This window comes from Streptococcus mitis SK1080 (assembly GCF_000220085.1).
In the GTDB taxonomy this organism is placed as follows: domain Bacteria; phylum Bacillota; class Bacilli; order Lactobacillales; family Streptococcaceae; genus Streptococcus; species Streptococcus mitis_K.
On record NZ_AFQV01000006.1, the window covers coordinates 133,778 to 158,947 of the forward strand.

Here is a 25,170-nt window from a genome sequence, read left to right on the forward strand (position 1 = left end):
TTTCAAAATAAATCTAACAAAAATCCTGTTGCTATTGGATTTTTACTTTGTCTTGAAATGTTGATTTTTAAATTTGCTCCCCTTTTTGCTCCCCCTATAGTGCTTTTAGTGCAGTTTCGTAGAATGATACTGCTTTTTTTGCGTTCTCTTTTGAGAGGTGGCTATATATATCCATGGTCATTGATAAAGTGGAATGACCTAGGCGGTACTGGAGTTCCTTGTATGGTATTCCAGAGTTAAGCAAGAGACTAGCGTGAGTGTGACGGAATCCGTGAAAGCCAATGTTAGGAACGTCAGCACGCTTAAAATGTGTTTGCAATCTTCTTTTAAGTCTTGAACTGCTAGGATACTCATGAATGAAATCAGAAAATACTACACTTTCACGTTGCCCTATCTTCCAAGCCTCTTTAGTTTGGCGTAGTTTGTACTGCTTCAGCATGCTAACAGTCGCTTGATCTATATCTATATCCCGATAACTAGCCTTAGATTTTGGGCTATTAATTTCTAAATCACGATTTAGTGTTTTGGTAACATGTACCACGGCATTATCTAAATCTATATCAGACCAGGAAAGAGCTAAAGCTTCATTGATACGGCAACCAGTAGCCAATAGGAACTTATAGAGCGTTGTCTCATAGTAGTAACGATATCTATCGCTATCTAAATTATCGAGATAACCAAGAAACTTTTTTATTTCTTGATTTTCGAAGTGTTTTACCTTTTGGCGCTTTGCTTTCTGAGTGTTACGAGGTAAAACAACATCACGCGCAGGATTGGACGGTATCGCTTGCATGGTTACGCCATACTGTAAGATACGTTTGTTTAAAGCGTGTATCTTGTCATAATGTAGAAAAGCCCCTTTTTCCCCTCTATTAGTCTTGTCAGCAAGTTCGTTGATAATGGACTGGATAAGTGGAGTAGTGAGCTTATCGAGCTTGTAAGCCCCAAAGATAGGCAATATATGATTATCAATTAACTTTCTAACATTGCCTTGAGTGTTTGGCTTAACCGTATTCTTATAACTTTCTAACCAGAGATTGGCTAATTCTTGATAGTTTTTTATGGTGCTAGCCTTTTGTCTAGTAGATCCTGCTTTCTGAAAAGCAATTTTTTCTTGAGTAGCTTTCTGCTTAACTTCCTTTTGTGTCCGCCCCGTTACCTTAGTTTTAACTTTCTTTCCTGTTACCTGGTCAACTCCTAGATATACATTAGCACGATAGACTTTACTACCGTCTTTTTTTATAACTTCAGTTATTTTCATGATGATAAACCTTTCTAAAATACATCAGCAGGCAAGCCATTATCAAAAAGGTTTTATATCATGCTAGGGCTTTATAGTTTGCCCCTATTTTAATTGGTTTTCGGGAGATTGGCTAAGATTATTCATTGTAACCAATGCCCCAGTAAGGGATATATTGCATATTCTTTTTACCAGCATTTTCATCATAGATTTTTATTTTATTATTTTCTAATGCAAGAGAAATGAGTTTAGAGGCAACGGATGATTGTTTATTTGTCAATCCAAATCTTTCTCTAAGTGTGCTATTTGTCATATAATCATCTTCAATGTAGAGTATGGCGGAATGATAATAAATAGCATTTATTTTTTCTCTGTTACCCATTTCTTGGATTGTTCGTCGTTGATGTAAAGTAACGACAGTATAATTATCTTTTGCAGTGATATCGGGAGCAGGTAAGTGATTTAATTCAAGAGTCAATATAATCTTGTCTATACCGCTACCACGCGATTCTACCAGATGCATCTTTCGAAATAGATTAGCTAAATCTTCATTTCGAGAGTATGGAGGCATGTCAAGCAATCTTTCTGGACGATTAAGAGGGGAACCAGGATTTGTAAATACTACTCTATTATCAAAGATTTCAATTATTGGTGAGCTCCCTTTTACAGAAAAATCCTGATGCACTATTTGATTTGCAACAATCTCACGTATAACAAGAGGGGGATAATCCGTATCAGAGGTTATTTGTCCGTTTTCTTTTAATGTCTCAGGTTTTCTAGGCAAATGACTATTGATAAATTTTAGCAAACCATCAAAACCAACAGCAACTCCTTTACTCGCTGTATTATCGGCTACTGCACTGAGTTTATTATTACCATTATATCTGATTACTCTTAAAGCATGTGATGATAGATTTTCAAAGTTTTTAAGATTTTTTGCGAAAGTAAATGCCCCCATATTGGTCAAATTAAAGGTTTTCCCAGAAGGTTCTACAATACCGTCGTTTATCATATGAGTAATAATTTCTTCGTCAGTTGAACCGACAAAGTGGCCTAACATTTTCAAATAAGAATTAACATCAAGTAATTCTTTGATTTCATCAAATGTACATGCAGTTTTTGCATATTCTTTTTCAAATGATCGTGCCTCAAAGGATTTCCACAACTCTCTTTCTTTTTCAGGATAATCCTTTAAATTTTTTAAAGATGATCCGCTTCTGATATATCGATTACCTCCAAAAGCAACAGGTCTACCAGCATTCATATGGATAACTAGAACGACAACATGATTTTGATCAATATCGTATTCTTCAAACCGAATTGTAATACGAGGGTCTAGCATTCTTTCTAACCAAGTAATAAATGGTTCTCCACCATGTTTTTCAGTTTTTGGGTAGAACTTTGTGCCAACAATCTCTTTTGAATCATCATCAATGCCCCAAATTAGGTACGAAAATTGTCGATTTAAAATTGCTGATGAATTGGCCAAAGCCGATATATATTTACCTATACGTTCATGATCATTATTATTTACTTTATATTCAATAATTTCATCTTCATTTTTAGTTAATAACTTTAATAATTTTTCTGAATCTCTATTTTCCATAATTTTTATTTTCCAAGTAAATTCCAAGTAGGCTAAAAACGTTGTTAAATCAACTAATTTTTATTTTCTAAGTAAATTCCACGCGCTTCAGGATTGTTGAACATTGTGGCGCGTGGGTTTAGAATCCTTTCCTCCATGGTTCTTTTTCTTTCTCTTTCTTTTGTTCCTCCTTAATCTTAATAGCCATTTTTACTTTTTCAGCCATATCAGAAACCAGATTCTTTATTATCTTTTTATCTTCCTTAGGGAGTATTCCATAATTTAGTAATAACTCTTCTTCATCTGTATATGAAAGCTGATTTACTGCAGATAAGAATGAAGTAAGATTAGAATAATCAGGCTCATCATGACCAGTTATATATCGCTCTTCCAGCACCTTCATTAAATCATCTCCAAGAATAGAATAAACCCTAGCCTTTACATGGTTATTTGGATCATCGGGATCCTTTTGGTAAAGTTGATAACTTGCTTCTTGGCTGTCTCTATACTCACTGTGCCCTAACAAGTATCCAACGGATACATTGAATAAGTCGGCTAGCAGTTTAGCCTTTTCGGATCCAATAGAGTGCTTTTCGTTTTCCCAATTTGAAATAGTTAGTTTAGTAGTACCTATTTCATTGGATAACTCTTCTTGAGTCAGACCTTTTTCTTTTCGCAATTCTTTCAATCTATTCATAATTTTCGTTACCTTTCATAGTTGATTATACACAAGAGATTTTAAAAAATCAAAGAAAACTATATATTTTTTAAAAATATTGTTGACAAGTAATAAAAAACTATATATAATAAAAATCAGGATATAGAAAACTATATCAATTTTTCCCTCTCCAACCTTTCACACTTTCAATCTATTCATGGAGGGGGGATTTTTTAGAAAGGGGGAAACCTATGAGCAAACTACGAGGCTATCGGGTTATGTTAGGACTAACTCAGCAACAAATGGCGGACAATCTAAAAATTTCTTTGCAGTCATACAACAACAAAGAATTAGGTAAAACGCCATTCAATGACAAAGAACGCCTAGCGATTAAGTCAATGGTTGCAGAAATCAAATCAGATATAACCATAGATGAACTATTTTATAGCTAGAAAGGAGCAAACTTATCGCAATACTACACTACATTTACAGATTTCTTAAGTGGAGCTTTACCACTGGGGATTGAACTACTCGGAAGAAATTTCCAGCCAGAATAGAAAGGAGCTATTAAGAAATCAAAGCTATGGCATTCAGAAATAAAAAAACACGCCAAAGAAGCGCGTGAGAGCAATAAAAAAGGCTTAGCAATAACCACACCGCAGAGCCTTTCACACTAACACTAAAACGAATTTAACAAAAAGCAGGCAAGCTATTATCAAAGAGGTTTTAGTAAAGATTTATACCTAGATTATAGCATATTTAGGGCAATTTGACCATACGGAGAGCGCCAACTCTTGAAACTGGTACTTTCTCACGCTTTCAATTTGGCGAGTCTGAGTGTGAGGATATCCTGTATAAGAAACAACTCAAAAAAGCCCCACGCTCTCGGTCGGCAAACTTTTGAGCGTGAGGCTGTAGGCAAGAAAAAAAGCATTAAAAGCCATCGTGGCAAGTATAAAAAGATAGAAAAAAGGTAAAAAACATGACAACAAAAAAAGCAATATCAAGCCAGCAAGTTCTATTATCGGCTAAGAAGCTAACAGAATTAGGGAACGAATTAACCGACATCATGAATGTTTTAGAAATGAATAACCTAGCTCTTGAAGGGCTTGAGTTTGCACTACAGAATGATACAACCACGTTCTTATGGCTTGCTAAAAAATACACTGATACAGCATACGCCCAGAATGAAAAGCTATACGATCGTCTAAATGAAATAGCCTTTTTGCTTTTGAACAATGACGACGCTAAAGAGCTGGAGGCAATGCAATGACACTAGATTTAGACAACATGACACAAGCAGAATTTGATGAAGTAATGGCTGAAATCAAGGAGAAACGCCCCAACCTCTTCCAGTTTATTGCTGATTTTGTAGATAGAAAGGTAAGTACCGAAGAGGTGGACGAGTTTTTGAAGATGGAGCGAACTGATCAAGTGGAATATATCAAGAATTACAAAGCGAGGGTATGACATGAATGAATTAGATTTGACCGATACACAAGCAGTTATCTTCATGGTGGTGTTGATTGGCTTACTGCTTTATTTAAACCACCGAGATCGCAAAAAAAGCGCCCAATTTGAGCGAGAAAGTAAACAGACGATAGAAACACCTAGCGAGGATTTAAAACCTGATTATGGGCGCTATATTCAGCTTGCAGGGGTAAGAGTTTACGGAGGAACTGAATGAGTCTATCAGAGAATGACAAACGAGTATTAAGACTAATCAAGGTAGGGGCTGAGAACTCCATAACAGGGGCGGAAATCAGCCTGACAACCAAGCTAACAGAAAGAACCGTGCAAGATATTATCAGCCGTCTAATCACGCGCCATAGCGTTCCTATTGTTGGGGTTCGACACGGAACATTTAGAGGATATTTTATCCCTGCTAACAAAGAGGAGCTACTGGACGGAGCAAAGGCATTCTATAACCAAGTACAGGAAGAACAGAAACGCCTAACTGTCCTTTTAAATGCTGATTTAGAGAGTTACAAAGAAACCTTGAAGGAGGTGGGCGGATATGTTTAGCCTAAGCCGAGAAAGCGAGCAAGACCTAGCGCATGGCATTCTAGAGGTAGTGGAAAGATATCTGGAAGCGCGTGATACAGTCAAACCACGACTGACAGGCTTAATATCAGCCCAGGAAGTCATGGACGAGTTAGATATAAAATATATGACACTCCAAAAATGGGAAAAAGCAGGGCTAAGACGGTATCAGCCGCCACTAGAAGATACTAGGAAAATCTATTATAGAATTTCTGACTTGATGAAGTTTATGGGGGTGGAGAATGGCTAGCTTTGAAAGATTCCCAGGACAGAGAAGATCCGTTCGGACTACCAACGGCTACACTTGGAAAAATAGACAACTAACTCTTGAGCAACGTAAAGAGTTACAACAATTAAAGAAACTGAAAAAGAAACGATTGAAAAGCCAGAAAGGATAACTAATGACAGAAATAAAAAAACTTGGACAAGTTCCTGCTGAGACAATAGGGCCATCTGCTAGCATTTTGACAGGATTGTTGAGACGCGGGCAAGTATTGGGCATAACGGCACCAAGAAGATCCTTAAAGACTAGTGTAGTTATTTCTCTAGCCCTATCTTTAGCTCAGGGGAGTAATTGGTTAGAGTGGAAGAGCAAAAGAGCTTTCAACGTCTTGTATATCAATACGAATCATAAAGAAAACGACTGTTTTAGTAAGTTCATGCAGATTGCCCAACTTTTAGAAGTTGAGCAAAAAGATCTTGACAATATTTCTATCTTAACTCTTCCAAAGTCAACGGCCTTAGAAGATTTGGCCAAGGTTGTAAAAGATAAAGTACCAAACAATGTTTTTCAAGTGGTTATTATTGATAGTATTGATAATTTAAAATTACTACAGTTTGGGGGCTCCTTAGGGGATTATTTACAACAGATTAACCAACACGTAGGCGGTGGCCTGATCTATACACAAAGTCATAGAGATAGACCGAAAGGGACTACGGAAAGTTCAGACTTTGCGCAGTGGTCAGAGTCTCTAGCTCATTGCGATAGCTTGTTAGAATTTTTCAAGATGGAATTAGATCCCGAATTGTTACGCCTAGAGAGATTAGAAGCTGTCTGGGATTTGGCCAAGAATGTAATGACTACGCACAATAAAAGATATTTTCAGCTAAATGTAACAAATGACTATATCAATTTCAAAAACAAGAGAGCAACAAGCGAGGATTTACGAAACCATATAGAGGTAGCGCTGGAACATTTACCTACTGAACAAACGCAAGAAATTCTACAAAATTTTGATAACATAGATTTGCCATTAAAAACACGAACTTATTGGAGACTTGAAGCGGTCACCTCGGAAGTTGATTATGACGGGGAGAAAAATTTTCTTTTCTACTATCCACAGTTGATAAACGATAAGGAGAAAATATTAGCTTACCATGAACCAGGAATACCATTACCAAAGGATATTAAAGAAAAGGTGTGGGCTAATGAAGAAATTAGAGAAAGAGCGACGAATAAATTAAAATCTATGATAGCAGACTTTGAACAGGTAAATAATAGATTACCCAATAAGTCAGAACTTTCTCGTTTTGCCAAAATCAGCAGACCCACCTTAGATAAATTGATTGATGAATCCGATAATAACATAGTGGTTATAGATGGATTGATACAAGAAAACCCCGCTCACTAGCAATTCAAAATGTGTAAAGACTTGTAAATTTTACAATGTAAAGAGTTGTAAAAAGTTGTAAAAAAAGTGTAAAAATTTTACAAGATTTTACACCTTTACAAACGTAAAATTTACAAGTCTTTACAACTCGGTGTAAAAGATGTAAAATAGCGTTTTTTTACATTTGTAAACTAATAAATAATACCTTTAAAGCATTGGTTTTATGGGGTTTATTGGAATATGTAAAGACTTGTAAAGCGTTGTAAAATTTTACAATGTAAACAGGGACAAAATCAGGGACATGACTAGAATAGCCTAGCGTCAATTCTAGTTTGTCCAAGTGTCCGTGAATTGTGGAAGTAAGAACAGGTACAGGAACAGGGGCGATTGAGCTACGCCCCCTGTAACCCTGTCCTTCAACACTTCCACGGTGCGCGGGTGTAACTTGTAAAAAAATGGAGTAGGTAACTGGTGGTAAAGAAGAGATTAAAAAAACGAGTTATCCAGGATAAGCACTTTTTAGCATTCAAGACAATGCCCTACATGGAAAATATTGGAGAAGTTATTAAGTGGACTGGTGATAACGAACCGATGAGGTATATTTTTGATAAAGCAAGAAAATATCTAGTATTCGATAAGCTAACCTGTACATGGCAAGGTATGAACTTTGGAAATCCATCTAGGGAATTACTGTCTAAAACTCCACGATTAAGGCATAGCACAAAAAGGATATACGAGAAGATGGAGGAAAGAAAGTTGGATCTTCTTTCACCACAAGATGGAGAATCTGCTTCTTATATTTCTGACTGGGAAACTTTTAAAAACAGTGAGCTTATTCAGACTTTGAAGCATGAAGACCAACTACTAAAACATTTTGTAATTATAGCCATACAACAGGGATATATTATCCACGATGAACGTAAAAAACTTGTGGGGATTGACTATCAGAGTATAAAAAACGGAGAAAGACAACATGACATTAAAAACATTTTCAGATAAAGTAAAAACATTTACTTTCACTTACGAATTTAAAGACCTAGATACTGCTATGGTAGCAGGTCACGCACTACTGGGATATATGGCAGGAACATATTACCAACCTGCAATCTCATTGACTTATAAGAACAAAGGCACGCTTGTCGCCGAGTATGTGGAGGATAAGAAACTAAACTATATCTTTAAACGTATTTGTGAGAGCTTCAAAGGCTGTAAGCAAACAGAGGGGTAAAAACTATGGATGATTTTCATGGATTGCTACAAAAAGGGTTTATTTTATACCAAAAAAGTGGTAGAATAGAAGTAGAATCCCCCCCAACTTTTGGGAGTGTGACCTTGCATTTTCAAGATGGTAGATTTTCCCACTTGGTGCGAACTGAAACAAAGAAATAGAGTCTATCGGAACAACCGAGGGCACTGAATAAGCTAAATGGCTTTTCGGTGTCCTTTTTTGTTTTGGCGGAAGGAGAATGGATATGAGTTTAGGAAGTAAAGTAAAACGTCTTGAAGGAATTCAAAAGAATAAAAATCGTGAAAAGGTTGTGTTTATCAATAGTGGGGATTTTAAGGATTCAACAGAATGCGATGAATACATTGCTAGGCTTACAGAAGAGTATAAAGCGCAATATATCAATCCTATTTTCTTTATCGATGATGTGAGCATTTAAACTAACAGGAGGTAGAAAGCTATTGCAAAATTAAAACCAAAACAAGAATACTTTTTGATGGCTTTGATTAGTGAACCAAGCATTACAAAAGCTATTGAAAAATCTGGAATCGCCAAAAATACGGCGTATAGGTATCTTAAAGATAGGAATTTTTTCAGCGAATATCAAAAGCTAAGACAAGACATGATAGGACGAACGACAAGCCTATTATTACAGGCCAGTGGGCGTGCTGTTGAGGTCTTGTATGAGGTGGCAGATGATCCAGAAAAAAGCCCCTACGCAAGAGTACAGGCAGCTAAAACAATATTAGAAATGGCATACCGTGGCATGGAATTAGAAGACTTGCAAACACGGATAGAAAAATTAGAACGAGGAATGGAACTATGAAAATTAAATTATTTTATTATTACCGCTGGAACTCTACTACACTAGAAGACTTTGAAAAAGAAATCAACGACTTCATGGCAACTGTCCAAGTGGTAGACGTGAAATATTCAGAGGCTACTAACAACACAGAAGCAATCACTGGTGTAATGGTGCTATATAAGTAAGTAGAAGGAGCTGAATAGATGAAGAAAAGCACAGTATTGGCCAAAACAGAATCACTAAAAGGGGCTATTTATAACCTTTCTGGGAAAATGGACGAAATTCGTAATAACAATTATTTGAGCATAGACGGTAAGACGTATGAGTTAGAAGAATTGAAATATAAGTGGGAAAATTGGTACGGGGCTTACTACAATGAGTTGAAAGCATTATCAGATGGTTTATTAGAAAAAGTAGAACGTAAACGTGCTGAGGATGAAGTTAAAAAATTAACTGACTACGGCTATCAAGTGGCTCTACAAAATACTTTAAAGCTATTGGAAAAAGAAGCGCTAGAAGTTTCAACTGCTAAGGCGTTGATAGACCACTACAAGGATGATTGGACAGCTTTGTCACTTATTAGAAGTACCGTGGGGGATATCTGGGGAGATGGAAATCCTAAAAATGCTGAAATCGCCCAATATATTCCAATTGATAACCGTGAGCGTACTAAAGATTTGTTGGCTAAGTTTAGCCGTGGGGTTGATGAAATCAATTACCAGCGCTTGATGGATGATGATAAATTTGTAAAACAACGAGTAGATGGATTGATTTTATTCTTAAACTCAGATTTTCTAGATGAGAATATGGAAGCACAATAAAATCTTACGAGGGGGAGCAATCCCCTTTTTTAGATAAGTTAGACAGAATGACACACGAGGTAGGGGAATGGTTAGAAGTTTAAAGATAAGACTGCAAAAATTGGAAGAACACACTATTAAAGATATAACGCCGATTGTATGGCTGACCTTTCTTGAGAATGGGGAATATGAAGTAAGAGTTCCAGAATATGGGAAAGGCAATAAAGAAGTAGTAACGACCTTTAAGAGTGAGAAAGAGGCTTGTAATTACATAGAGACCACAGTAGGAAATTGTATTGTTTGGGATATACCACCACAATAAAGGAGCGAACTAATGGAACTGGATAAGTTTAAAACGATGATGAACGTCAGAGAGCGGATGACTTACTTTCTGAGATTCCAGAGGATGGCAGGGAGTGAAAACCAAGTTACAATAGATGAAGAGGCTTGGAAACTTGTCTTACCTGATCAGTGGAATTTGACTAGCAAGCATGAAAAAGCAATCCGTGAGGGGTTGGAAATATTCGCCCAAGACATCAATGGCATAGAGAACAAGCGAGCCAGAAAATACTTTATTATCCATTATTGCTACATGAGGAAGAAAACAGTAAGCGAATGTTTAGAAATTGCTGGGACAAAATCCACTAGCTACCACCGATATAAACAGATAGCTGTTTTAAACTTTGCGAGAATCCACCAGAACGGAGAGCTAGAAGCATATAAGTAGGCAAATGTAGGCTGAGGCTTCATATTCGCCCCCTATTTTGCTTTGTTTCGTACTGGACAACTAAAAAACACCACGGACAAACTAGAAGCCCTCAGAAACGAATCAGGGGGCTTTTGTGAGGTCATAATCATATAAACCACGCGCTTCATGGTATAATATACCTATCAGCAACCAGCAATAAAAAAGCACGTTTGAACGTGCTAGTTTCTTGCCTGCTGAACTCGTTAAATCTTAGCCCTTTTGTGGGGCTTTTTTGCTCCCCTTTTTGCGTACTTTGGGGGAGCAAGTAGTAAAAAGTAATGTTAGTATTTTTTGTTCAAAAGCGCGTGATATAAGGGTTAGGAAGCCCTAAGGAAACATAAAATAAGAAGTTTTTTATTATACTACAAATTCAGCCTTTTGGGTAATAGAATCTCACTTTTTTTGGTATAATGGTAAGCAATAATGGACTAGAAAGAACAAAGATGCAAGATAAAATTGTCATTCATGGGGCGCGTGCCCATAATTTAAAAAATATTGATGTGGAGATTCCGCGAGACAAGCTGGTTGTTGTGACAGGCTTGTCAGGTTCAGGGAAATCCAGTCTGGCCTTTGATACCCTCTATGCGGAGGGACAACGTCGCTATGTGGAGAGTTTGTCAGCATACGCTCGGCAATTCTTGGGAAATATGGAGAAGCCCGATGTAGATGCCATTGATGGTCTCAGCCCAGCTATTTCCATCGACCAGAAAACGACTAGTAAAAATCCTCGCTCGACGGTGGGAACAACGACTGAAATCAATGACTATCTGCGTCTCCTCTATGCGCGTGTGGGGACGCCTTACTGTATCAACGGGCATGGGGCTATCAAGGCTTCTTCTGTGGAGCAAATCGTTGATAAGGTTTTGGAGTTACCTGAACGCCAGCGCTTGCAGATTTTAGCCCCTGTCATCCGCAAGAAAAAAGGCCAACATAAGAGTGTTATCGAGAAGGTTCAGAAAGATGGTTATGTTCGTGTCCGTGTGGATGGGGAAGTCTATGATGTGACCGAAGTGCCAGAGTTGTCTAAGAGCAAGCAACACAATATTGATGTCGTGGTTGACCGTATTGTCATCAAGGAGGGTATCCGTAGTCGTCTCTTTGATTCCATTGAGGCTGCCCTTCGTATTGCAGAAGGTTATGTCATTATCGACACTATGGACGATTCTGAGTTGCTCTTCTCTGAGCATTATGCCTGTCCAGTTTGTGGTTTTACTGTCCCAGAGTTAGAGCCTCGTCTCTTCTCTTTCAATGCTCCTTTTGGTTCTTGTAGTGAGTGTGACGGCTTGGGCATCAAGCTGGAGGTGGATACTGATTTGGTAGTGCCAGATGCCAGCAAAACCTTACGTGAGGGATCGCTAGCACCTTGGAATCCTATCTCGTCTAACTACTATCCAAACATGCTAGAGCAGGCCATGACAGCCTTTGGAGTGGATATGGATAAGCCTTTTGAGGACTTGTCAGAAGAAGATAAGAACTTGATTCTCTATGGGTCTGATGGCAAGGAATTCCATTTCCACTATGAGAATGAATTTGGTGGCGTGCGTGATATCGACATTCCGTTTGAAGGAGTTGTCAATAATATCAAGCGTCGTTATCACGAGACAAACAGCGACTACACTCGCACCCAGATGCGCCTCTACATGAATGAGTTGACCTGCGGAACTTGTCGTGGTTACCGTCTCAATGACCAGGCCTTGTCTGTCCGTGTGGGTGGCGAGCAAGGACCACATATCGGAGAAATTTCAGATCTGTCTATCGCAGACCACTTGGACTTGGTGAGCCAGCTGATCTTATCTGAAAATGAAGCGATTATTGCTCGTCCCATTCTCAAGGAAATCAAGGACCGTTTGACCTTCCTTAATAACGTGGGTCTTAACTATCTGACCCTGTCTCGTTCAGCAGGAACCCTTTCAGGTGGGGAGAGCCAGCGTATTCGTTTGGCAACCCAGATTGGTTCTAACCTATCAGGAGTCCTCTATATATTGGATGAGCCGTCAATCGGTCTTCACCAGAGGGATAATGACCGTCTGATTGCCAGTCTCAAAAAGATGCGTGACTTGGGTAATACACTCATTGTGGTGGAACATGACGAAGATACCATGCGCGAAGCGGATTATCTGATTGACGTTGGTCCCGGTGCCGGTGTTTTTGGTGGGGAGATTGTTGCTGCAGGAACACCCAAGCAAGTGGCTCGTAACAGCAAGTCTATCACAGGTCAGTACTTGTCAGGCAAACGTGCCATTCCAGTGCCAGAAGAGCGCCGTGTCGGAAATGGTCGTTTTATCGAGGTGACAGGAGCGTGTGAGAACAACCTGCAAAATGTCACAGCTCGCTTTCCACTAGGAAAATTCATCGCCGTTACAGGGGTATCTGGCTCAGGGAAATCGACCCTCATCAACAGCATTCTCAAAAAAGCTATTGCCCAGAAGCTCAACCGTAATTCAGACAAGCCTGGTAAATTCAAGACCATCACAGGGATTGAGCATGTAGACCGCTTGATTGACATTGACCAGAGTCCAATTGGACGGACGCCGAGGTCCAACCCAGCTACCTATACGGGAGTCTTTGACGATATACGTGACATCTTTGCTCAGACTAATGAAGCCAAGATTCGAGGCTATAAGAAGGGGCGTTTCAGTTTCAATGTCAAGGGTGGTCGCTGTGAAGCCTGCTCAGGTGACGGGATTATCAAGATTGAGATGCACTTCTTGCCAGATGTTTACGTGGCTTGTGAAGTCTGCCACGGGACCCGCTACAATAGTGAAACCCTAGAAGTTCACTACAAGGAAAAAAATATCTCGCAGGTCTTGGATATGACCGTCAACGACGCGGTAGAGTTCTTCCAACACATTCCAAAGATTCAACGCAAACTTCAGACCATCAAGGATGTGGGGCTAGGCTATGTGACACTAGGACAACCAGCTACTACCCTTTCTGGAGGAGAAGCTCAGCGTATGAAGCTGGCTAGTGAACTCCACAAACGCTCGACAGGTAAGTCATTCTACATTCTGGATGAGCCGACGACAGGTCTTCATACCGAGGATATCGCTCGCTTGCTTAAAGTCTTGGCTCGCTTTGTAGACGATGGCAATACAGTCCTTGTTATCGAGCACAATCTGGATGTCATTAAGACGGCAGACCATATTATTGACTTGGGACCTGAGGGCGGTGTCGGTGGTGGAACCATCATCGCAACAGGAACTCCAGAAGAAGTAGCGGTCAATGAAGCCAGCTACACAGGACATTATTTGAAAGGAAAGTTACATCATGAATAAACGTGTACAAGCATTTCTAGCTAAAATGCAAGAAAAAGAACTAGATGGCATCATCATCAATAACCTTAAAAACGTCTATTACCTTACTGGTTTTTGGGGCTCAAACGGAACAGTCTTTATCAGCCGTGACCGTCAGGTCTTGGTGACAGACTCTCGCTATATCATTGCAGCTAAGCAAGAAACCAGTGGCTTTGAGATTGTGGCAGATCGTGATGAATTGGCTGTCATTGCAGGAATTGTCAAGGACATGGGCTTGTCTCGTATCGGTTTTGAAGATGAGATCTCAGTCTCTTATTATCACCGTATGCAGGCAGCTTTTGCAGGTTTGGACTTGCTTCCACAAACTCAGTTTGTTGAAGGTCTTCGAATGATTAAGGATGAAGCGGAGATTGCAGCTATTCGCAAGGCTTGTTCTATTTCAGACCAAGCTTTCCGCGACGCGCTTGACTTTATTAAGCCAGGAAAAACTGAAATTGAGATTGCCAACTTCCTTGACTTCCGCATGCGTGAGTTGGGAGCATCTGGCTTGTCTTTTGACACTATCCTAGCTAGCGGTATCAACTCTTCCAAACCTCATGCCCATCCTATGCATAAACCAGTACAACTAGGAGAGGCTATCACCATGGACTTTGGATGCCTCTACGACCACTATGTCAGTGATATGACACGGACTATCTATCTAGGGCATGTCAGCGACGAGCAAGCAGAGATTTACAATACAGTTCTAAAAGCTAACCAAGCCTTGATTGATCAGGCTAAGGCAGGATTAGGTTTCCGTGACTTTGACAAAATTCCTCGTGATATTATCATAGAGGCAGGCTATGGCGACTACTTTACCCACGGTATCGGACATGGTATTGGGCTGGATATTCATGAGGAACCATACTTTAGCCAAACATCTACTGAGACAATTAAGGCAGGTATGGCATTGACAGATGAGCCAGGTATCTATATCGAAGGCAAATATGGCGTTCGTATCGAGGATGACATTCTGATTACAGAGACAGGTTGTGAATTATTGACCCTTGCTCCAAAAGAGTTGATAGTTATTTAGTTATTTGTCAAGAAAAAAGTACGAAAATGACGAAAAAAGTCAAAAAAATTTAAAAATAGGTCGCAAGTCGGATGTTTTTTATGGTATAATAGACTAAACTGATAGTAACATGTAGCGAAAGGGGTAGGTACATGATTAAAATTTATACAGTCTCAAGTTGTACTAGCTGTAAAAAAGCAAAAACCTGGCTCAATGCCCACCAGTTAAGTTATAAAGAACAAAACCTTGGTAAAGAAGGAATTACGAGAGAAGAATTACTGGACATTCTAACCAAAACAGATAACGGAATAGCCAGCATCGTTTCGTCTAAAAATCGCTATGCCAAAGCCCTTGGAGTGGATATTGAAGATTTGAGTGTCAACGAAGTCCTCAATCTGATTATGGAAACACCGAGAATTTTAAAGAGCCCAATCCTTGTAGATGAAAAACGCCTGCAAGTTGGCTACAAGGAAGACGATATTCGTGCCTTCCTACCACGCTCTGTCCGTAATGTAGAAAATGCAGAAGCACGTTTGCGTGCAGCTCTATAAACATCAAGGCTGGGAGCAATTCCCAGTCTTATTCTATTTTAATTTCAAAAAGAAAGAAGAAAGAAATGAAAAAAATAGTTCTTGTTAGCCTAGCTTTCCTTTTTGTTCTGGTTGGTTGCGGACAGAAAAAAGAAACTGGACCAGCTACAAAAACAGAAAAGGATACGCTTCAGTCGGCATTGCCAGTTATTGAAAATGCTGAGAAGAATACAGTTGTCACCAAGACTTTGGTCTTGCCCAAGTCAGATGATGGCGGCCAGCAAACCCAAACCATTACATACAAGGACAAGACTTTTTTGAGTTTAACGATTCAACAAAAACGTCCAGTTTCTGATGAGTTGAAGACTTATATCGACCAACATGGAGTGGAAGAAACCCAAAAAGCTCTTCTCGAGGCAGAGGAGAAGGATGAGGCCATCATAGCAGCTCGTAAATTAGCAGGATTTAAGCTTGAAACTAAACTATTGAGTGCAACAGAACTTCAAACAACGACTAGTTTTGATTTTCAAGTTCTGGATGTCAAGAAGGCTTCTCAGTTAGAATATTTGAAGAATATTGGCTTAGAAAATCTTTTGAAGAATGAACCAAGCAAATATATTTCAGACAGATTGGCAAATGGCGCGACAGAACAATAGAAAATCCAAATAAATAGACTGCCTGAATTGTAGAACGTAAGGAATTATGCTATAATGGTACTATTCTAAGGAAAGAGGGTGTTAGAATGGGATTTACTGAAGAAACAGTACGTTTTAAATTGGACGATTCCAATAAAAAAGAAATTAGCGAAACTTTGACTGATGTCTATGCTTCGTTGAACGATAAGGGCTACAACCCAATTAACCAAATCGTAGGTTACGTATTGAGTGGAGACCCTGCCTACGTTCCTCGTTATAATAATGCACGAAATCAAATCCGTAAGTATGAGCGTGATGAAATCGTTGAGGAATTGGTCCGCTACTACCTTAAAGGACAAGGAGTCGATCTATAACCTATGAGAATTATGGGATTGGACGTCGGTTCAAAAACGGTAGGGGTAGCCATTAGCGATCCGCTCGGTTTTACAGCTCAAGGGCTTGAAATCATCCAAATCAATGAGGAGCAAGGCCAATTTGGTTTTGATCGCGTTAAGGAGTTGGTTGATACTTATAAGGTGGAACGATTTGTAGTGGGCTTGCCTAAAAACATGAACAATACAAGCGGACCGCGCGTGGAAGCTAGTCAAGCATACGGAGCAAAGCTAGAAGAGCTTTTTGGTTTACCAGTAGACTATCAAGATGAACGCTTGACAACAGTGGCTGCTGAGCGCATGTTGATTGAACAAGCAGATATCAGTCGCAATAAGCGAAAGAAAGTCATTGATAAGTTAGCAGCTCAGCTGATTTTACAAAATTATTTAGATAGAAAATTTTAATATAAGGAGAGGCTATGTCACACGATCATAACCACGAACACGAAGAACGTGAACTAATCACACTAGTAGATGAGCAAGGAAACGAAACCTTGTTTGAAATCCTTTTGACCATTGACGGAAAAGAAGAATTTGGTAAAAACTATGTTCTTCTAGTACCAGTTAACGCAGAAGAAGACGAAGACGGACAAGTTGAAATTCAAGCTTACTCATTCATCGAAAACGAAGATGGAACAGAAGGCGAATTGCAACCAATCCCAGAAGACTCAGAAGACGAATGGAACATGATTGAAGAAGTCTTCAATAGTTTTATGGAGGAGTAAAAATGTTCAGTGAACATTTTTACCCTTACGCTAAAAATAAAGACCGTAAGTAAGTCTGGGAGACTGTATCAGCCCAACTCCCAGAAATCGGGAAGAGTTGGAACGTCCGGGGGACGTTTTTACCCCACGTTAATATTCATAGTTGCTAGTTATTAGCTAACCAGGTAAGAGGTCGGGACGAAAATCCTGACCTCATTTTTTGTTAGTTATGAGACTTTATTGAGGCAGTTGATTGAACCTGTAATTAAGGAGATGTATATGTTTGAAGTAGAAGAGTGGCTCCATAGTCGGATTGGTTTGAATTTTCGATCAGGTTTGGGCCGAATGCAGCAAGCGGTGGATTTGTTAGGAAATCCCGAGCAGTCTTACCCTATTATCCACGTAACAGGGACTAATGGGAAAGGATCTACCATTGCTTTTATGAGGGAGTTATTTATGGGACATGGCAAAAAAGTTGCGACTTTTACTTCCCCTCATATCGTCTCTATCAATGATCGAATCTGCATTAACGGGCAACCAATAGCTGATGCAGACTTCATCCGTTTGGCTAATCAGGTCAAGGAGATGGAGAAAACGCTTCTGCAAACTCATGACCAGTTGTCTTTTTTTGAGTTGCTGACCTTGCTTGCTTTTCTCTATTTTAGGGAGCAAGAAGTGGATTTGGTTTTACTAGAAGTGGGAATTGGTGGCTTACTTGACACGACCAATGTGGTAACTGGAGAGCTTGCTGTCATCACCTCCATCGGGTTCGATCATCAAGAAACTTTGGGCGATAGTCTAGAAGCAATCGCAGAGCAGAAAGCTGGTATTTTCAAGGCTGGTAAAAAGGCAGTGATTGCGAAATTGCCTCCAGAAGCTAGACTTGTCTGTCAGAAAAAAGCCGAATCTTTAGCTGTTGACCTTTATCAGGCAGGCCAGGAATTTTCAATGCTGAATGGCGATTTTTCGAGCTCTATGGCTAACCTTTCACAGTTGAAAATAGGTTTAGAAGGAGCTTATCAGCAGGAAAATGCGGCCTTGGCGTTGCAAACTTTTCTTCTCTTTATGAGGGAAGGAAAGGAATCTATTGATGAGCAGGTTGTAAGACAGGCTTTGGAGAAGACCCATTGGGCTGGTCGTTTAGAGCGTATTCGCCCTCAGATTTATTTGGACGGTGCTCATAACCTCCCTGCCTCGACTCGCTTGGTTGAGTTTATCAAAGAAAAAGAGCAGGAAGGTTATCGTCCTCAAATCCTCTTTGGAGCCTTGAAGCGGAAGGATTATCAAGGGATGTTGGCTTATCTGACTGAGAATTTGCCTCAGGTGGAACTCAAGGTAACTGGCTTTGATTATCAGGGTTCTTTAGATGAGACAGATATAACAGGTTACGATGTAATTCCTTCTTATTGCGAATTTATCAGCAGTTTCGAAGAAAGAGCAGATGCCCAAGACTTGTTATTCATTACAGGGTCTCTCTATTTTATCTCAGAAGTACGGGGCTACCTGCTGGACCGTGAGCAGATAAATTGACCACATTTTTTGAACTTGTTATACTAGATGAATTGCTGGCTAAGGAAAAATCTATTTCTCTAGCATGGCAAGAGAAAGGACATTTATTATGACATTCAAAACAGCAGCACTTTCTATTGTTTCTTTAGCGAGTGTATCTTTGCTAGTTGCTTGTTCACAAAGAGCTCAATAGGTTCAACAACCAGCAGCTCAAGCACAAACTCAACAAACTCAGCAATCACAACCTGCTGCTTCATCTTCGGCAGAAAATTCAAACCAGGTAGCGATAATTTCTTCACAAAATGCGCCCGAGGCTCAACAAATTAATATTGATGGGACTTATACAGGCCAAGATGACGGAGACCGTATCACTTTAGTGGTCACTGGAACGACTGGTACATGGACTGAGCTCGAATCTGACGGGGATCAGAAAGTCAAACAGGTCACATTTGATGCAGCAAATCAACGCATGATTATTGGCGATGATGTCAAAATTTACACTGTAAACGGTAATCAAATCGTCGTAGACGATATGGATAGAGACCCATCGGACCAAATCGTTTTAACTAAATAAGACTATGCAAGTAGGAAGGGCTGGATTTTTCAGCCTTTTTACTTTTGCTTAGAAAATAATCATAAATACTTGCCTTCTACCGAATACCTGAGTTATACTAGTATCAATTACCTGTTTTTAGTGTTCAAAATATCAAGGAGGGGATATGAAATATAGAAAATTTCAATTATTGATGTCCAAGTATGGCTTTAGTCTTTCGATTATGCTACTTGAACTTTGTCTGGTTTTTGGTCTCTTTCTTTATTTAGGGCGCATGGCCCCCATTTTATGGATTACTGTCCTCATTCTACTGAGTATCATCACAATCATTTCGATAGTCAACCGTAATACGACTCCTGAGAATAAGGTAACCTGGTTATTAGTAGCCTTTGTGCCAGTATTTGGCCCCTTGCTCTATCTGATGTTTGGTGAAAGGCGATTGTCCAAAAAAGAAATCAAACAACTGAAGAAGCTAGGCTCCATGCATTTCCAAGAAGCAAATAGCCAGTTACTAAAAGAGGAATTAAAAGAAAGTGATAAGGCGGCATATGGCGTCATCAAGTCCTTATTGAGTATGGATACCAATGCCGATATCTATGATCAAACTGCCTCTACATTTTTTCCTAACGGAGAAGCTATGTGGAAAAAGATGGTAGAAGATCTCAAAAAGGCTGAGAAATTTATCTTCTTGGAATATTACATTATAGAAGAAGGTTTGATGTGGAATCGTATTCTAGAAATCTTGGAGCAAAAGGTCGCTCAAGGCATTGAAGTTAAACTGCTCTATGATGATATTGGCTGTATGGCTACTTTAACAGGAGATTATGCACATCGACTTCGTCAGCTGGGCATCGAGGCCCATAAATTCAATAAAGTTATTCCTCGTTTGACAGTGGCCTATAATAACAGAGATCATAGAAAAATATTGATTGTTGATGGTCAGATAGCCTATACTGGTGGGGTCAATCTGGCAGATGAGTACATTAACCACGTCGAGAGATTTGGTTATTGGAAGGATAGTGGAATTCGCTTGGACGGACTAGCAGTAAAAGCCCTGACACGCTTATTTTTGACCACTTGGTACATCAATCGAGGAGAGATTAGTGATTTTGATCAATATCATTTAGAAAATCATTCTATTCCAAGTGACGGATTAACCATTCCATACGGAAGTGGACCCAAGCCAATTTTTCGAACGCAGGTAGGGAAAAAGGTTTATCAGAGTTTGATCAATCAAGCAACGGAATCGGTCTATATTACGACACCTTATTTGATCATAGATTATGATTTAACGGAGACAATCAAAAATGCAGCTATGAGAGGGGTCGATGTTCGAATTATCACCCCTTACATACCAGATAAGAAGTTCATTCAGTTAGTCACAAGAGGGGCTTATCCAGACCTTCTTTCTGCTGGGGTTCGAATTTATGAGTATAGCCCAGGTTTTATTCATAGTAAGCAGATGTTGGTAGACGAAGATTTTGCGGTGGTGGGGACAATCAATCTCGACTACCGGAGCTTGGTACACCATTATGAAAATGCAGTTTTACTCTATAAAACTCCTTCTATAATGGAAATCGCCCGAGATTTTCAAAATATATTTGCAGATTCTCAGGAAGTCTATCCTCATTCTATCAAAACGAGCTGGTATCAAAAGCTTGTAAAAGAAATCGCCCAGTTATTCGCCCCTATCTTATAAGAAATCTAGGACTTAGGAAATGACCGAGTCCTCTTTTTCTTGCTTTTTACGAATAGAAAGATATAGGGAGGGACGATGCTGACTCAGAAAGAATTGGATTATATCATAACATTTAAACAGACACATTTACACCGCTTTCGGGAAATTGAAACCTTTGTGAAACTATACAAAAAATCACTCAAACAGCCATCGCAAGCTGACAATCCTAGGACTTTTTGATATACTAAGACAGATAAATTGAATAGGAGAAACGATATGAGTGTGTATGGTAGAGTAGAAGAAGTTCATCAGGAGAATCGTGAACCTCTAGAATACCAAATCGAACAAGAATCGCATCATCGTGAATCAAGTCGTCTTCCTTTGGTGAAAATTTTACTATGGAGTACGCTTGTAACGGGGATAACTCTAGGAGTACCGCTATTACTCGATTTAATGAGTGCACAGGAAGTGCAGGATTTTTATGCAGGTTGGGCGCTTCATCAGACAGGGAAGATTTACAGCGACTATTATGGAAGTCAAGGCTTGCTTTATTATTTGCTGACTTACGTGACTCAGGGCGGATTTTTCTTTGCCATCTTTGAGTGGTTAGCCTTGGTAGCAGGAGGATTTTTCCTTTTTAGATCAGCGGACACCTTGACAGAGCAAGGAGACCAAGCTGGACAACTGGTGACTATTTTTTATATGCTAGTTACAGGTCTTGCGTTTGGTGGAGGTTATGCGACTCTTTTAGCGCTTCCCTTCTTATTCGCGGCCTTTAGTTTAGTTGCGGCTTACCTAAGCAATCCAAGCCATGACAAGGGATTTGTACGGATTGGGCTGGCTTTGGCAGGCGGATTTTTCTTTGCTCCCTTGTCATCGTTCCTGTTTATTGCTGTAGTGAGTTTAGGCTTGTTGGTCTTTAACCTTGGGCATAGACGCTTTGCGCATGGGTTTTATCAGTTTCTTGCAGTGGCTTTAGGTTTTTCACTGGTCTTTTACCCAACTGCCTACTATAGTGTTGCAACAGGAAGTTTTGGGGATGCCATTAGTGGTATTCGTTATCCTATTGACAGTATTCGCTTTGATTTCACTTCTAAAATTTTAGAGAATATGGCTTTTTATAGCTTGTTGTCCCTTGGTTTGGGATTTGTGGTTTGTATCTTTTTAGGTCTCTTTCAATCCAAGCCCTCTAAACTATACGTCATTTCGGTTCCTGCAAGTCTTGTGACAATTTTAGGTTTGATTTTGCTTTTCTTTTCACAAGAGCCTCTGCACGCTTCTTATTTGATGGTCGTCTTCCCTGTTTTCCTACTTTTATTGGTAACCAATATTAAGAGTCAACAGAGGGGGCGTAGTGTTAGACGAAGACGAAGAGAAACGCCAGTTAGTCTATGGAGTCGTTTCTTCAAAGGAAATCTATATCTGCCAGTTTTAGGGCTTGTCTATCTTTTGTCTATTCCTTTTTTGATGAAGTTTGTCCTTTATCCGGTACCTTATCAAGAACGTGATCGTCTTGCTGATTTGGTGAAAGAGGAGACAAGTACGGAAGATGCTATCTATGCATGGGATGATACTGCAACTCTTTATCGTAAGAGTGAGCGTTTGTCGCCATCGGCTATTTTGTCCCCGATGCACTATACAGCAACTGAGGAAAACCGGAATAAGCTACTTAATGACTTGAAAGAAAAACAACCCAAGGTGATTGTGGTAAATGACAAAGTGCCAGTCTGGTCTGAAGTAGAAACAATCTTGAAAGAAAATTACCAACAAGTAAAGACGGATTACTCAGAGTTTAAAGTCTATAAAATCAAATAACCAAATCAATATCTTGTGTATTTTTAAAAATTTTAGGATTTTTAACACAAGATATTGATTTTTCTTTTTAGAGTGGTATAATACTTTTTAGAAAGAACATTTTAGAAAAGAGCATGCATATGATTGCACTAGAAGAAAAAATTACAATTTTGCCAACTCTCTTCGTCGAGAAACGAGATGGGAGACGTGTTGTATTTGATGTGGACAAGATTGACAAGGCTCTCCACAAGGCGGCTGACAAGGTTATGGATGTGACACCCTTGGTTGAAAAGCGCCTAAATGCTCTGACCGAGCGAATTGTCACAGAAATTCATAGTCGCTTTCCAAAGGGGGTTAAGATTTACGAAATTCAAAATATCGTAGAACATGAACTGCTTGAAGCCAAAGAATATGCGCTGGCTGAGGAGTATATTACTTATCGGACACAAAGGGATTTTGAGCGCTCAAAAGCGACAGATATTAACTTTAGTATCCATAAACTTCTCAACAAAGACCAGGCAGTTGTCAATGAAAATGCTAATAAAGACAGTGATGTCTTTAATACCCAGCGTGATTTGACAGCAGGCATTGTTGGGAAATCAATCGGACTGCAAATGCTTCCTAAGCACGTAGCCAATGCCCACCAAAAAGGGGATATCCACTATCACGATTTGGACTACAGTCCCTATACACCTATGACCAACTGCTGTTTGATTGACTTTAAAGGTATGTTGGAAAATGGTTTTAAGATTGGAAATGCAGAGGTAGAAAGTCCCAAGTCTATCCAGACTGCGACAGCTCAGATTTCCCAAATCATCGCCAACGTTGCTTCTAGCCAGTACGGGGGCTGTTCAGCTGACCGTATCGATGAAGTTTTGGCGCCTTATGCAGAGAAGAACTATCAAAAACATCTCAAAGATGCAGAAGAATGGGTCTTGCCTGAAAAACGGGAAGATTACGCTTGGAAGAAAACGCAGAAAGACATCTATGATGCCATGCAATCTCTCGAGTATGAAATCAATACTCTCTTCACTTCAAATGGACAAACGCCTTTTACTTCGCTAGGCTTTGGTCTAGGAACTAGTCGATTTGAGCGAGAAATTCAAAAGGCAATTTTAAACATTCGTATCAATGGGCTTGGTTCGGAACACCGCACAGCCATCTTCCCTAAGCTCATCTTTACGCTTAAAAGAGGTCTTAACTTAGAGGAAGGGACACCCAACTACGACATCAAGCAATTGGCCCTAGAGTGTGCAACCAAACGGATGTACCCAGATGTTTTGTCCTATGATAAGATTGTTGAGTTGACAGGTTCTTTCAAAGTTCCTATGGGTTGCCGTTCGTTTCTTCAAGGATGGAAGGATGAAAATGGTGTAGAAGTCAATTCAGGCCGTATGAATCTGGGTGTTGTGACGGTTAACCTACCTCGTATTGCTCTCGAGTCTGAAGGTGATATGAATAAGTTCTGGGAAATCTTCAACGAGCGAATGAATATCGCAGAAGATGCTCTTGTTTATCGTGTCGAACGCACGAAAGAGGCGACGCCAGCCAATGCTCCTATCCTTTATCAGTACGGCGCTTTTGGCCATCGTCTAGGTAAAGAAGAAAGTGTTGACCAGCTCTTTAAGAATCGTCGTGCGACCGTTTCGCTGGGCTATATCGGCTTGTATGAAGTAGCGACTGTTTTCTTTGGTAACAGCTGGGAAAGTAATCCAGATGCTAAGGAATTCACGCTAGACATCATTCGCGATATGAAACACCGTGTAGAAGAGTGGTCAGACCAATACGGTTATCATTTCTCTATTTACTCAACACCGTCTGAAAGTTTGACAGACCGTTTCTGTCGACTAGATACAGAGAAGTTTGGCTCTATTCCTGATATTACAGACAAGGAATACTACACCAACTCTTTCCACTATGATGTTCGTAAAAATCCAACACCGTTTGAAAAATTGGATTTTGAAAAAGTCTATCCAGAAGCAGGTGCGTCAGGTGGTTTCATCCATTATTGTGAGTATCCAGTCCTTCAGCAAAATCCAAAGGCCTTGGAAGCTGTCTGGGATTATGCTTATGATCGTGTGGGCTATCTTGGGACCAATACTCCCATAGACCGTTGCTATAAGTGTGATTTTGAGGGGGATTTTGAACCAACTGAAAGAGGATTTGCTTGCCCTAACTGTGGCAATAGCGACCCTAAAACAGTAGACGTTGTTAAACGGACTTGTGGCTATCTAGGCAATCCTCAAGCGAGACCTATGGTCAATGGACGTCACAAGGAAATCGCTGCGCGTGTCAAACATATGAATGGCTCAACGATTAAAATAGCTGGCCATCAAGTAACAAATTAGAAAGA

28 protein-coding genes and 2 pseudogenes are annotated in these 25,170 nt (G+C 39.7%); 27 read left to right on the forward strand and 3 right to left on the reverse strand.

Going from position 1 to position 25,170, the window contains the following annotated elements:
- Positions 1-94 precede the first annotated feature (94 nt).
- The 3 genes from HMPREF9957_RS03995 to HMPREF9957_RS04005 all read right to left on the reverse strand — a co-directional run bounded on the left by HMPREF9957_RS03995 (position 95) and on the right by HMPREF9957_RS04005 (position 3,522).
- Positions 95-1,261 carry a tyrosine-type recombinase/integrase gene (locus HMPREF9957_RS03995; protein WP_000704667.1) on the reverse strand — a complete coding sequence of 389 codons (1,167 nt, stop codon included), beginning with the start codon at positions 1,259-1,261 and terminating at the stop codon, positions 95-97.
- A 118-nt stretch (positions 1,262-1,379) separates the two neighbouring features.
- Positions 1,380-2,846 carry an ATP-binding protein gene (locus tag HMPREF9957_RS04000; protein ID WP_000431497.1) on the reverse strand — a complete coding sequence of 489 codons (1,467 nt, stop codon included), beginning with the start codon at positions 2,844-2,846 and terminating at the stop codon, positions 1,380-1,382.
- Positions 2,847-2,964: 118 nt separating this feature from the next.
- Complete coding sequence (locus tag HMPREF9957_RS04005) at positions 2,965-3,522, reverse strand: helix-turn-helix transcriptional regulator (protein WP_001080837.1); 558 nt, start codon at positions 3,520-3,522, stop codon at positions 2,965-2,967.
- Positions 3,523-3,734: 212 nt separating this feature from the next.
- Between HMPREF9957_RS04005 and HMPREF9957_RS04010 the strand changes: the two genes are divergently transcribed.
- The 27 genes and pseudogenes from HMPREF9957_RS04010 (at position 3,735) to nrdD (ending at position 25,165) form a co-directional block, all read left to right on the forward strand.
- On the forward strand, positions 3,735-3,935 hold the full coding sequence (locus HMPREF9957_RS04010) for a helix-turn-helix transcriptional regulator (RefSeq protein WP_000040971.1): 201 nt from the start codon (positions 3,735-3,737) through the stop codon (positions 3,933-3,935).
- A gap of 530 nt (positions 3,936-4,465) precedes the next feature.
- A complete protein-coding gene (locus tag HMPREF9957_RS04015; protein WP_000208537.1) occupies positions 4,466-4,756 on the forward strand; it encodes a hypothetical protein in 291 nt (96 codons plus the stop codon).
- Entirely contained in the window at positions 4,753-4,953 is a 201-nt protein-coding gene (locus HMPREF9957_RS04020) for a hypothetical protein (RefSeq protein ID WP_000171239.1), read from the forward strand. Before HMPREF9957_RS04015 ends, HMPREF9957_RS04020 begins: the two co-directional genes overlap by 4 nt.
- Position 4,954: 1 nt before the next feature.
- Positions 4,955-5,170 (forward strand): hypothetical protein, encoded by a 216-nt coding sequence (locus HMPREF9957_RS04025; RefSeq protein ID WP_001003764.1) that lies wholly within the window; start codon positions 4,955-4,957, stop codon positions 5,168-5,170.
- Positions 5,167-5,508, forward strand: a complete 342-nt coding sequence (locus tag HMPREF9957_RS04030; RefSeq protein WP_000058837.1) for a hypothetical protein — start codon at positions 5,167-5,169, stop codon at positions 5,506-5,508. The genes HMPREF9957_RS04025 and HMPREF9957_RS04030 overlap by 4 nt, the downstream gene beginning before the upstream one ends.
- Positions 5,501-5,776, forward strand: a complete 276-nt coding sequence (locus HMPREF9957_RS04035) for a hypothetical protein (protein WP_000492140.1) — start codon at positions 5,501-5,503, stop codon at positions 5,774-5,776. Before HMPREF9957_RS04030 ends, HMPREF9957_RS04035 begins: the two co-directional genes overlap by 8 nt.
- A 151-nt stretch (positions 5,777-5,927) precedes the next feature.
- Entirely contained in the window at positions 5,928-7,157 is a 1,230-nt protein-coding gene (locus HMPREF9957_RS04040) for an AAA family ATPase (RefSeq protein WP_000136049.1), read from the forward strand.
- 450 nt (positions 7,158-7,607) lie between these two features.
- Positions 7,608-8,135, forward strand: coding sequence for a hypothetical protein (locus HMPREF9957_RS0102120; RefSeq protein WP_000239543.1), 528 nt, complete (start codon positions 7,608-7,610; stop codon positions 8,133-8,135).
- Positions 8,110-8,340: pseudogene (locus HMPREF9957_RS04045) on the forward strand (hypothetical protein); the annotation flags it as partial. The gene HMPREF9957_RS0102120 and the pseudogene HMPREF9957_RS04045, both read left to right, overlap by 26 nt.
- 268 nt (positions 8,341-8,608) lie before the next feature.
- The gene (locus HMPREF9957_RS04050) at positions 8,609-8,800 is read left to right on the forward strand and encodes a hypothetical protein (protein WP_000052052.1); all 192 of its coding nucleotides are present in this window, start codon (positions 8,609-8,611) and stop codon (positions 8,798-8,800) included.
- A 57-nt stretch (positions 8,801-8,857) separates the two neighbouring features.
- Positions 8,858-9,187: a hypothetical protein gene (locus HMPREF9957_RS04055; protein ID WP_001174005.1), complete on the forward strand. Its 330-nt coding sequence runs from the start codon at positions 8,858-8,860 to the stop codon at positions 9,185-9,187.
- Positions 9,184-9,351: a hypothetical protein gene (locus HMPREF9957_RS13295; RefSeq protein WP_000694582.1), complete on the forward strand. Its 168-nt coding sequence runs from the start codon at positions 9,184-9,186 to the stop codon at positions 9,349-9,351. Before HMPREF9957_RS04055 ends, HMPREF9957_RS13295 begins: the two co-directional genes overlap by 4 nt.
- An 18-nt stretch (positions 9,352-9,369) precedes the next feature.
- Positions 9,370-9,987, forward strand: a complete 618-nt coding sequence (locus tag HMPREF9957_RS04060) for a hypothetical protein (RefSeq protein WP_000750010.1) — start codon at positions 9,370-9,372, stop codon at positions 9,985-9,987.
- Between the two features lie 67 nt (positions 9,988-10,054).
- Positions 10,055-10,288: a hypothetical protein gene (locus HMPREF9957_RS0102125; protein ID WP_000252458.1), complete on the forward strand. Its 234-nt coding sequence runs from the start codon at positions 10,055-10,057 to the stop codon at positions 10,286-10,288.
- 12 nt (positions 10,289-10,300) lie between these two features.
- A complete protein-coding gene (locus HMPREF9957_RS0102130; RefSeq protein WP_000417886.1) occupies positions 10,301-10,693 on the forward strand; it encodes a hypothetical protein in 393 nt (130 codons plus the stop codon).
- Positions 10,694-11,157: 464 nt separating this feature from the next.
- The gene (gene uvrA, locus HMPREF9957_RS04065) at positions 11,158-13,989 is read left to right on the forward strand and encodes an excinuclease ABC subunit UvrA (protein ID WP_001152872.1); all 2,832 of its coding nucleotides are present in this window, start codon (positions 11,158-11,160) and stop codon (positions 13,987-13,989) included.
- Positions 13,982-15,043 (forward strand): M24 family metallopeptidase, encoded by a 1,062-nt coding sequence (locus HMPREF9957_RS04070; protein WP_001042843.1) that lies wholly within the window; start codon positions 13,982-13,984, stop codon positions 15,041-15,043. Before uvrA ends, HMPREF9957_RS04070 begins: the two co-directional genes overlap by 8 nt.
- Before the next feature lie 131 nt (positions 15,044-15,174).
- Positions 15,175-15,573, forward strand: a complete 399-nt coding sequence (gene spx, locus HMPREF9957_RS04075; RefSeq protein WP_000591165.1) for a transcriptional regulator Spx — start codon at positions 15,175-15,177, stop codon at positions 15,571-15,573.
- Between the two features lie 65 nt (positions 15,574-15,638).
- Positions 15,639-16,208 (forward strand): SP0191 family lipoprotein, encoded by a 570-nt coding sequence (locus HMPREF9957_RS04080; RefSeq protein WP_000725128.1) that lies wholly within the window; start codon positions 15,639-15,641, stop codon positions 16,206-16,208.
- Between the two features lie 86 nt (positions 16,209-16,294).
- On the forward strand, positions 16,295-16,561 hold the full coding sequence (locus HMPREF9957_RS04085) for an IreB family regulatory phosphoprotein (RefSeq protein ID WP_000507059.1): 267 nt from the start codon (positions 16,295-16,297) through the stop codon (positions 16,559-16,561).
- Between the two features lie 3 nt (positions 16,562-16,564).
- Positions 16,565-16,984 (forward strand): Holliday junction resolvase RuvX, encoded by a 420-nt coding sequence (gene ruvX, locus HMPREF9957_RS04090; RefSeq protein ID WP_004239076.1) that lies wholly within the window; start codon positions 16,565-16,567, stop codon positions 16,982-16,984.
- Between the two features lie 14 nt (positions 16,985-16,998).
- On the forward strand, positions 16,999-17,304 hold the full coding sequence (locus tag HMPREF9957_RS04095) for a DUF1292 domain-containing protein (RefSeq protein ID WP_000017626.1): 306 nt from the start codon (positions 16,999-17,001) through the stop codon (positions 17,302-17,304).
- 258 nt (positions 17,305-17,562) lie between these two features.
- Complete coding sequence (locus HMPREF9957_RS04100; protein ID WP_000464330.1) at positions 17,563-18,813, forward strand: folylpolyglutamate synthase/dihydrofolate synthase family protein; 1,251 nt, start codon at positions 17,563-17,565, stop codon at positions 18,811-18,813.
- An 88-nt stretch (positions 18,814-18,901) separates the two neighbouring features.
- Positions 18,902-19,366: pseudogene (locus tag HMPREF9957_RS04105) on the forward strand (SP_0198 family lipoprotein).
- A 145-nt stretch (positions 19,367-19,511) separates the two neighbouring features.
- Positions 19,512-21,044, forward strand: coding sequence for a cardiolipin synthase (gene cls / locus HMPREF9957_RS04110; RefSeq protein ID WP_000877326.1), 1,533 nt, complete (start codon positions 19,512-19,514; stop codon positions 21,042-21,044).
- Positions 21,045-21,299: 255 nt separating this feature from the next.
- Entirely contained in the window at positions 21,300-22,838 is a 1,539-nt protein-coding gene (locus HMPREF9957_RS04120) for a hypothetical protein (protein WP_000118110.1), read from the forward strand.
- 119 nt (positions 22,839-22,957) lie between these two features.
- Positions 22,958-25,165 carry an anaerobic ribonucleoside-triphosphate reductase gene (gene nrdD / locus HMPREF9957_RS04125; protein WP_004242038.1) on the forward strand — a complete coding sequence of 736 codons (2,208 nt, stop codon included), beginning with the start codon at positions 22,958-22,960 and terminating at the stop codon, positions 25,163-25,165.
- Positions 25,166-25,170: the final 5 nt, after the last annotated feature.

What these genes read in the sequence shown, in the direction of transcription:
- HMPREF9957_RS04005 (WP_001080837.1), bottom strand. Translation starts at nt 3,522, where the DNA reads ATGAATAGATTGAAAGAATTGCGAAAAGAAAAAGGTCTGACTCAAGAA.
- HMPREF9957_RS03995 (WP_000704667.1), bottom strand. Translation starts at nt 1,261, where the DNA reads ATGAAAATAACTGAAGTTATAAAAAAAGACGGTAGTAAAGTCTATCGT.
- HMPREF9957_RS04055 (WP_001174005.1), top strand. Translation starts at nt 8,858, where the DNA reads ATGGCTTTGATTAGTGAACCAAGCATTACAAAAGCTATTGAAAAATCT.
- cls (WP_000877326.1), top strand. Translation starts at nt 19,512, where the DNA reads ATGAAATATAGAAAATTTCAATTATTGATGTCCAAGTATGGCTTTAGT.
- HMPREF9957_RS04085 (WP_000507059.1), top strand. Translation starts at nt 16,295, where the DNA reads ATGGGATTTACTGAAGAAACAGTACGTTTTAAATTGGACGATTCCAAT.
- HMPREF9957_RS04000 (WP_000431497.1), bottom strand. Translation starts at nt 2,846, where the DNA reads ATGGAAAATAGAGATTCAGAAAAATTATTAAAGTTATTAACTAAAAAT.
- HMPREF9957_RS13295 (WP_000694582.1), top strand. Translation starts at nt 9,184, where the DNA reads ATGAAAATTAAATTATTTTATTATTACCGCTGGAACTCTACTACACTA.
- HMPREF9957_RS04020 (WP_000171239.1), top strand. Translation starts at nt 4,753, where the DNA reads ATGACACTAGATTTAGACAACATGACACAAGCAGAATTTGATGAAGTA.
- HMPREF9957_RS04120 (WP_000118110.1), top strand. Translation starts at nt 21,300, where the DNA reads ATGAGTGTGTATGGTAGAGTAGAAGAAGTTCATCAGGAGAATCGTGAA.
- HMPREF9957_RS04060 (WP_000750010.1), top strand. Translation starts at nt 9,370, where the DNA reads ATGAAGAAAAGCACAGTATTGGCCAAAACAGAATCACTAAAAGGGGCT.
- HMPREF9957_RS04050 (WP_000052052.1), top strand. Translation starts at nt 8,609, where the DNA reads ATGAGTTTAGGAAGTAAAGTAAAACGTCTTGAAGGAATTCAAAAGAAT.
- HMPREF9957_RS04095 (WP_000017626.1), top strand. Translation starts at nt 16,999, where the DNA reads ATGTCACACGATCATAACCACGAACACGAAGAACGTGAACTAATCACA.
- uvrA (WP_001152872.1), top strand. Translation starts at nt 11,158, where the DNA reads ATGCAAGATAAAATTGTCATTCATGGGGCGCGTGCCCATAATTTAAAA.
- HMPREF9957_RS04035 (WP_000492140.1), top strand. Translation starts at nt 5,501, where the DNA reads ATGTTTAGCCTAAGCCGAGAAAGCGAGCAAGACCTAGCGCATGGCATT.
- HMPREF9957_RS04010 (WP_000040971.1), top strand. Translation starts at nt 3,735, where the DNA reads ATGAGCAAACTACGAGGCTATCGGGTTATGTTAGGACTAACTCAGCAA.
- HMPREF9957_RS04025 (WP_001003764.1), top strand. Translation starts at nt 4,955, where the DNA reads ATGAATGAATTAGATTTGACCGATACACAAGCAGTTATCTTCATGGTG.
- HMPREF9957_RS04100 (WP_000464330.1), top strand. Translation starts at nt 17,563, where the DNA reads ATGTTTGAAGTAGAAGAGTGGCTCCATAGTCGGATTGGTTTGAATTTT.
- HMPREF9957_RS04015 (WP_000208537.1), top strand. Translation starts at nt 4,466, where the DNA reads ATGACAACAAAAAAAGCAATATCAAGCCAGCAAGTTCTATTATCGGCT.
- HMPREF9957_RS04040 (WP_000136049.1), top strand. Translation starts at nt 5,928, where the DNA reads ATGACAGAAATAAAAAAACTTGGACAAGTTCCTGCTGAGACAATAGGG.
- HMPREF9957_RS04030 (WP_000058837.1), top strand. Translation starts at nt 5,167, where the DNA reads ATGAGTCTATCAGAGAATGACAAACGAGTATTAAGACTAATCAAGGTA.
- ruvX (WP_004239076.1), top strand. Translation starts at nt 16,565, where the DNA reads ATGAGAATTATGGGATTGGACGTCGGTTCAAAAACGGTAGGGGTAGCC.
- HMPREF9957_RS0102130 (WP_000417886.1), top strand. Translation starts at nt 10,301, where the DNA reads ATGGAACTGGATAAGTTTAAAACGATGATGAACGTCAGAGAGCGGATG.
- HMPREF9957_RS0102125 (WP_000252458.1), top strand. Translation starts at nt 10,055, where the DNA reads ATGGTTAGAAGTTTAAAGATAAGACTGCAAAAATTGGAAGAACACACT.
- HMPREF9957_RS04080 (WP_000725128.1), top strand. Translation starts at nt 15,639, where the DNA reads ATGAAAAAAATAGTTCTTGTTAGCCTAGCTTTCCTTTTTGTTCTGGTT.
- nrdD (WP_004242038.1), top strand. Translation starts at nt 22,958, where the DNA reads ATGATTGCACTAGAAGAAAAAATTACAATTTTGCCAACTCTCTTCGTC.
- spx (WP_000591165.1), top strand. Translation starts at nt 15,175, where the DNA reads ATGATTAAAATTTATACAGTCTCAAGTTGTACTAGCTGTAAAAAAGCA.
- HMPREF9957_RS04070 (WP_001042843.1), top strand. Translation starts at nt 13,982, where the DNA reads ATGAATAAACGTGTACAAGCATTTCTAGCTAAAATGCAAGAAAAAGAA.